At 66.1% G+C, this 5,155-nt stretch carries 5 protein-coding genes; 1 reads left to right on the forward strand and 4 read right to left on the reverse strand.

Annotation, left to right across the window (positions count from 1 at the left end):
- Window positions 1–120: 120 nt before the first annotated feature.
- The 3 genes from AB0J29_RS36930 to AB0J29_RS36940 form a co-directional block, all read right to left on the reverse strand.
- Entirely contained in the window at window positions 121–1,008 is an 888-nt protein-coding gene (locus tag AB0J29_RS36930; protein WP_364795966.1) for a LysR substrate-binding domain-containing protein, read from the reverse strand.
- A 424-nt stretch (window positions 1,009–1,432) separates the two neighbouring features.
- A complete protein-coding gene (locus tag AB0J29_RS36935) occupies window positions 1,433–1,582 on the reverse strand; it encodes a hypothetical protein (RefSeq protein WP_364795968.1) in 150 nt (49 codons plus the stop codon).
- A gap of 82 nt (window positions 1,583–1,664) precedes the next feature.
- Entirely contained in the window at window positions 1,665–3,188 is a 1,524-nt protein-coding gene (locus AB0J29_RS36940; RefSeq protein ID WP_364795976.1) for an aldehyde dehydrogenase family protein, read from the reverse strand.
- Between the two features lie 285 nt (window positions 3,189–3,473).
- Here AB0J29_RS36940 and AB0J29_RS36945 point away from each other — a divergent pair, with 285 nt between their 5' ends.
- Complete coding sequence (locus AB0J29_RS36945) at window positions 3,474–4,766, forward strand: helix-turn-helix domain-containing protein (protein WP_364795970.1); 1,293 nt, start codon at window positions 3,474–3,476, stop codon at window positions 4,764–4,766.
- A gap of 11 nt (window positions 4,767–4,777) precedes the next feature.
- Here AB0J29_RS36945 and AB0J29_RS36950 read toward each other — a convergent pair whose 3' ends face one another.
- Window positions 4,778–5,038 carry a DUF2277 domain-containing protein gene (locus AB0J29_RS36950; protein ID WP_364795973.1) on the reverse strand — a complete coding sequence of 87 codons (261 nt, stop codon included), beginning with the start codon at window positions 5,036–5,038 and terminating at the stop codon, window positions 4,778–4,780.
- Window positions 5,039–5,155: the final 117 nt, after the last annotated feature.

Genomic DNA, 5,155 nt, shown 5'->3' on the forward strand with positions numbered 1-5,155 from the left:
GTCGCCGAAGCTCGCAGGTCGGCGTCCGAGTCGTCGAAGCGCATGCGACGTAGTCGCGAGTCTCGACGGCTCGGACGCGAGACAGCAGGGGGCCGCGAACACGCAGCGCCGAAGGCGCTGCTAATTAGACACAGCCTGACGCTGCACCGCGAAACCACCCTCCACCGCGCGTGCGGCGAATTCGAGGATGGTGGGCCGGTTGTCGTCGGCGCGCCAGGCCACCGCCAGTTCGCACGGTGCGAGGCCGGCGAGTGGGCGGGCGGTCAGACCCGGCCAGCGGTACATCGGCACATTGTTCTCGGCCAGCAGACAGACGCCGAGGCCCAGGCTCACGGCCTCCAGCTTGTCCTCCGCGGTCGCCGCCTCGGCGCCGATCTTGGGCTGACGGCCATTGCGGGCATCGTTGCCGAGCCAGAAGTCGCGCACCGCACCGGCCTCGGTGGGTAGTGCGATGAACGGCTCGTCCAGGAGATCGGCGAAGTCGACGGTCTCGTTCTCGGCGAGCGGGTGGTTCTCCGGCAACAGCACCCAGCGCGGCTCGGTGCGCAGCACCTGCCAGCGGTAGCGGTTCGGATCGGGTAGCGGCAGCCAGACCAGGGCGAGGTCGGCTTGCCGACCGGCCAGACCGCTGGACGGGTCGGTCCAGGAGGCGGCGTGCAGTGCGAGGCGGTGCCCGCTCGCGCTCTCCAGATCATTGATCAGCCCCCGGCCGAGCGCGGACTGGATGCCGACGCGCAGCACCTCACCCGCCTCCTGGAGGGTGACGTTGGTGACTTCCCACAGCTCCAGGATCTTGCGGGCGCCTTCGAGCAGCTCCTTACCCGCGACGGTCAGCGCGACGCTGCGCTGGTTGCGGTCGAACAGGACCACGTCGAGCTGGCGTTCCAGCTGACGAATCTGACGCGACAGGGTGGGTTGAGCGATGTGCAGCCGCTGAGCGGCGTTAGTGAAGTGCAGTTCCTCAGCGACGGCGACGAAATACCGCAGGTCGCGCAAATGCGGGTCCATAGCCCCTTGCTATCAGAATCGGTCCTGAATTTCCAGCCTTTTGAGGCCGAAAAGTCTGGATATGGCAGCCGAAACAGTCGACAGGTTTGTTAGACCCACAGCATATGGCTTGTCATGGTCGTTTGCATCATCGACCCGGCGAATCTCTGGCACCCATGACCTGCGTTGTCGCACGCAAGTTAACTGGGCGTATGACCAGCAACAATGCGGCGGAGGGAGGTTCAAAGGGTGTGTCGGACCGGCGCTGAAGTGTGGTCGGTCACTGCCGAGAAACCGGCCGTAATGAGGGTGGCGAGCTTGAGTGATGTTAGTCACAATTGCGTTTGCCGTCTCGTCCGAAAGGTCCGTTTGCCGCCGCATGGGTCCGCGAACGCGCGAAGGCGCCGTGGTCGATGACACGACCACGGCGCCTTCGTCTCTCGGTTCAGAGGCTACGCGCCCGATCCTCATAGGCCTGGCGCTTGGCCACGTCCGCATGGTCGACGAAGGCATTGCCCGACTCCAGCGCCCTGGCCGGTCCATCGGCCACCGGCTCGGGCAACAGATTCACCAGCTGTGCGAGGAATCCGGCCACTGCGGTGACCTGGACCTTGGACTTCGGCTCGGCGATCAGCGCGACGATCGCATCGGCGATCTCCTCCGGCTCGGCCGGGCGGTTACTTCTTGTCTCCCTTGAGTTTCAGGACCGCCGCAATGTCGATGCGCCGCAGTCCGCGCGCCCCCGCGGCACGCATCGCGCCGAGTCCGAACAGCACCTTCGGCATCTGGTACGGGAACCAGAGCAGTTCCTTCTGCTGGGTCGGCAGGATCGGCGTGGTGATCGCCTTCTGCCTGCAGTACTTGCGTACTCCGTTCGGACCGCCCCAGCGCGCGCCGACACCGGACTGTCCCCAGCCGCCCATCGGCAGCGCGAAGCTGAACAGGTTGGCGAAGACGTCGTTGACATTCACCGCGCCCGCGTTCAGGGCGCGGGCCACACGGTCGCCCCGCTCCTTATCGGCGGTCCACACCGAGGCGGACAGACCGTAGATCGAATCATTGGCCAGCCGAACGGCTTCGGCTTCGTCGGCGACCTTGATCACCGGCAGGGTCGGGCCGAAGGTCTCCTCGGTAATGCAGGACATGGTGTGGTCGACATCGACGAGCACGGTCGGTTCGAACAGGGTGCCGACACCGGTGCGCTTACCGCCGGTGGTCACCTTGGCGCCAGCCGCGACGGCCTCGTCGACATGCCGCTGCACGATCTGAACCTGATTCTCATTGGCCAGCGCGCCCACATCGTGCTTGGGCTCGCGACCGTCGAGACCGTGGCGCAGATTCTTGACCGCATCGGTGAGCTTGGCGACGAATTCGTCGTAGACCGGAGCCTCGACATACACCCGCTCCACCGAAATGCAGACCTGGCCCGAGTTGAACATGCCGCCGAAGGTGATGCCGTGCGCGGCCCGATCCAGATCGGCGTCGGCCAGCACGATCGCCGGATCCTTACCACCCAATTCCAGGCTGTAGGGAATCATCCGCTCGACACAGGCGGCGGCGATCTTGCGTCCGGTCGCGGTCGAACCGGTGAACTGGATGTAGTCGGCATTCTCGACCACCGCGGCACCGGTCGCCCCGGCGCCGGTGACCACGGCGAAGACCGGCGGCGCACCGATTTCGGCCCAGCCCCTTGCCAATTCGAGCGCCGAAAGCGGCGTCACCTCCGACGGCTTGAGGATCACCGCGGCGCCGGCGGCCAGCGCCGGGATCACATCGATGACCGGCATGGCCAGCGGGAAGTTCCACGGCGTGATCACGCCGACCACCGGATACGGTTCGTAGACCGTGGTCAACTTCTTGACCCGGGCCAGCGGGCTATGCGGCGAGGGATGGTCGTCGGCGAGGAATTTGGCGGCCCGGCGCGCGTAGTAGCCGATCAGATCGGCGGAGAAGGCCGGGTCGATCAGCGCGTCCACCCGTGGTTTGCCCGTCTCGGTCTGCATCACATCGGCCAGCTGCTCGGTGTTGTCGATGATCCAGTCCTGCAGCTTCAGCAGCCATTCCTTGCGCCCGTCGGGGCCGATGGCCTCCCATTCCGGCTGGTACAGGCGCAGTTCGCGGATCTTGGCCGCGACCGCGTCGGCGCTCTCGTTCGGCACGGTGCCGACCACCGCGCCGGTGCCCGGATTGCGCACCTCGATCAGTGCCGCAGCGGTGTCCGATTCGCGGCGCTCCCCGGTTGCTCCGTGGTCACGCTCCGCTACCGCCTCCGCGCCCGCCGCTCGCGCCGCGGGCGCTGTTGTCTTTCGTGCGGTCTTTTCCCCGGCCCGGCCCGGCACTGTATCGCTCACGCTGTTCTCCCGCTGACGTTGTGCTGTGAATCAGTTCACTGACTATGATCGTGGCACAAGATTGCGAGACTTTCTTGGCCTGATTTATCAACGAACTCGGGCATTTTTGTTCTCGAAGCACAATTCGGAGGATCGATGACCACCGGCCGCCCGGCGGCGATCAGCACCGACAGCGCGGTGGTCCGCGACTGGTTCGCCGAATACGTCTACGAGACCATGCGCACCCAGGCCCTCGAACAGCTCGTCGACCGCCTCGACAACGCGGTCATTGCGCACATTCCGGAACTCTCCGATCGCGATATACGCCGTGACCTGGCCGCGAGCACCCGCGCCCACGCCAGGGTCGTGCTCGCCAACCTCACCAGCGACACCATCGAATTCGCCCTGCCGGAGGAGGCGCACGCCTTCGCCAGAACCCTCGCCCGGCGCGGTTATGACCTGCGGCTGCTACTGCGGACCTACCACATCGGGCAGGAGGCGGTACTCGACTACATGACCGAAGCCGTCGACGAACGGCGGCCACCGCCCGAAATCGAGCGGGCGGTAATGCTGCGACTGTTCGAGCGTTCCACCAAATGGGTCAGCGTGTCGGTGGAGACGCTCACCGACACCTATATGGAGGAACGCGAGCGCGTCATGCGTGCGGCGCTCAACCGGCACACCGAAATCGTGCGCACCCTGCTCGCTGGTGCCGAACTCGATGTCGACCAAGCCTCGGTCCGGCTCGGCTATCGACTTACCAAGCAGCACTTGGCATTTGTGCTGTGGACCGATGAAATCACCGGTGAGCCGGACGGAGAGTCGAGCGGGCTGCTGGATCGGGTGGCGACGCGATTGGGCACGGCGCTCGGCAGTAGCCAGGTGCTCACCGTCGCCTCCGGCGCGAGCGGCATGTGGGCCTGGGCTGGTTTGGACGATGACGCACATGCCGCCGAATTGGCGGTGCCAGGGGCGATCGAGCGGATCGTGCTCGGTCAGGTCGAGCCGCCGGTGCGGGTCGCGTTCGGTGTGCCCGCGCCGCAGGCCGCCGGGTTCCGGCAGAGCCATCACGAGGCCGTCGCGGCCAGGCAGGTCGCCGAGCGTGGTCCGGCGGATCACGCGCGGGTCACCGCATATCGCGAGGTGGAGATCGCCTATCTGGCGGGCGCCGACGACGCGGCCATGCGCGGTCTGATCGGGCGCGAATTGCGCGCGCTCGCGGGCCGTGATGTCGCTGCCACCCGCCTGCGCGAAACACTGCACGCATATCTGAAAAGCCATCGCAGCCCGGAGGCCACGGCGAAATTACTCGGTGTGCACAAGAACACGGTCCGCTATCGGATCCAACGGATCGAGGAACTGCTCGGCCATCCGATCGGAGCGCGCAGTCTGCCGCTGGAGATCGCACTGGCCTGCGTCGCCACTTACGGCGCAGACGCCCTACCTTGAAAAGCTACGAACTACTCCGCCTCCGCGACCTCGCGATCGTGGCGCAGCGGTGGTTCGGTGACCGGTGCGACCCGCACATCCGGTAGATCCGCGAGCAATTGCGTGGTCGCTGCCGCGATGGCGTTCACCGCCTTGTCGACGGCTGCCTTGGTTGTGGTGCTCAGGCCGGACACGCCACCGACCGTACGCACGTACTGCACTGCGGCAGCATAGATTTCCTGCTCGGTAGGCGCAGGATCCAGGCCACGAAGGAGGGTGATGTTGCTACTCATGCGAGCACATTAGCTGTGTTTTTGGCCGCGCGGGCGCGGCGGGTTCGCGGCCCCCTTCAGTCTCGCGTCCGAGTCGTCGAGACTCGCGACTTCGTCGCATGCGCTTCGACGCCGCCG

The sequence above is a fragment of the Nocardia sp. NPDC049707 genome, from assembly GCF_040674855.1.
Classification (GTDB): domain Bacteria; phylum Actinomycetota; class Actinomycetes; order Mycobacteriales; family Mycobacteriaceae; genus Nocardia.